The organism is Thiolapillus sp., assembly GCF_048562965.1.
In the GTDB taxonomy this organism is placed as follows: Bacteria; Pseudomonadota; Gammaproteobacteria; order Chromatiales; family Chromatiaceae; genus Thiolapillus; species Thiolapillus brandeum_A.
The window spans coordinates 1-1997 of the sequence record NZ_JBHNMF010000570.1 but is presented as its reverse complement, the minus strand read 5'-3'; the positions used below and the strand labels follow the sequence as shown (position 1 = coordinate 1997).

Annotated in this window: 1 protein-coding gene; it reads left to right on the top strand. The window is 54.2% G+C overall.

What is annotated here, in order from left to right:
- On the top strand, nucleotides 1–1920 hold a 1920-nt coding region (locus tag ACOCD2_RS17820), incomplete at its 5' end, for an ATP-binding protein (protein ID WP_419625845.1).
- Between the last annotated feature and the right edge of the window lie 77 nt (nucleotides 1921–1997).

Below are 1997 nucleotides of genomic sequence, written 5' to 3'. Positions count from 1 at the left end.
AAACCCTGGCGCGAGATCGCCACCCCCCATAAAGATGTTTTGGCAGGCACCTTCAAGCAGTCAGAATTTGCTGCTGATATTACTCAGGTCGCCAATGGCGAAGCACCCTCTGAATACCAGGGTGCCCAGCAATTCTACGCGCGAACCTATATTACCGAAGGTATGCACTTGTTGTTGGAATCGGTGGCGCAACGGCTCGCAAGCCAGGGAGGGGATCCTGTTGTTCAACTGCAAACAGCCTTTGGTGGGGGCAAGACGCATACCTTGTTAGCTGTTTATCACCTGGCCTCGCGCTCAGTGCCTACCTCTCAACTATCCGGAATTCCTCCACTGCTCGATGAGGCGGGCATTGCGGAGCTTCCCAAGGCCCGCGTGGCGGTGATCGATGGCATCAAACTTTCACCCAGCCAATCCCGTACTTATGGGCAACAAACCATCAACACCCTTTGGGGTGAGTTAGCTTGGCAATTACTTGGCGAAGCGGGCTTCGAGCAACTGGCCGACAGTGACCGGGATGGCACTTCACCGGGCAAGGAAATCCTGACAAACCTGATTCGTCAGGCAGCGCCTTGTGTGATCCTGATAGATGAGTTGGTCGCTTTCATTCGTCAGTTAGAGATCGGCAAACAATACAAGGCAGGAACTTTTGACAGTAACGTCAGTTTCATCCAGGCACTGACTGAAGCAATGAAATCTGTCCCCAATGCCATCATGCTGGCATCGCTTCCCGAGTCGGAGATCGAGGCTGGTGGTACTATGGGGAAAAGAGCGCTGGAAGCTCTGGAGAAGTATTTTGCCCGAGTGGAATCGGTCTGGAAGCCTGTTGCCACCGAGGAAGCCTTCGAAATCGTCCGCAGGCGCCTGTTCGAGAATCCAGGCGACCGGGCTGAAGTGGAAGGTATCAGCCGGCAGTTCTCCGATTTCTACCGAAAACACGCAGAAAAATTCCCGCTCGAAACCCAGTCAAACGAGTATTTTGAACGGCTGACACGTTCTTATCCCATTCACCCCGAGATTTTTGATCGCTTGTACGAAGATTGGTCGACACTGGAGAAATTCCAGCGCACCCGAGGCGTGCTCCAGTACATGGCCATCGTAATCCACCGTTTGTGGAATACAGATAACCGCGATGCACTGATCATGCCGGGAACCTTGCCGCTGGATGACAGTAATGTGCGCACCAAGAGTATTCACTATCTGCCTCAAGGCTGGGAGCCAGTCATCGAGCGTGAAATCGACGGTTCGCATTCCGTACCGTTCGAGATAGATGGCCACGATACCCGCTTTGGCAGCGTTCAGGCTGCCCGTCGCACCACTCGCACGGTCTTTCTCGGTAGTGCCCCTGCCGCTGCGAACCAGGCAGTGCGAGGTATTCAAGCTGAGCGCATCCTGTTAGGCGCTGTTCAGCCGGGACAGACAGTAGGTGTATTCGAGGATGTGCTGAAGCGTCTGTGTGATCGGCTGCATTATCTTTATTCAGAGCAAGATCGGTACTGGTTCGACACCCGTCCCAATCTGCGCAGGGAAATGGAGAGTCGGAAGCAGAATATCAGTGATCGTGATGAGCTACAGATCTTGATCAAATCACGTGTTACTCGCGTATTCGGGAGGAACCATCATTTTGGCGGCATCCACGTGTTCACGCCATCTGTCGATATTCCCGATGACTATGGTACGGGTCCGCGCCTAGTGGTATTACCGACACATGCGGCTTACTCTCGCGGTGAGAACAACCCCGCCTTCACGGATGCTGAAAAAATATTATACAACCGCGGTGACCAACCTCGGCAAAAACAGAATCGTCTGATCTTCCTGGCGCCGGATTTTGATGTAGTCAGCCGTCTGAAGGAGCAGGGGCGCATCTACCTGGCCTGGGATTCCATCGCTGCCAGCCATGGAGAGCGAAGCGAAGGCTGGTAGTCCCCAGTAGCCGCGAGGCCGCACTGTTTTCCCGGCGTGCCTTGCGCCAGAGGGAAAACAAAGTAGGCCTCCGAACG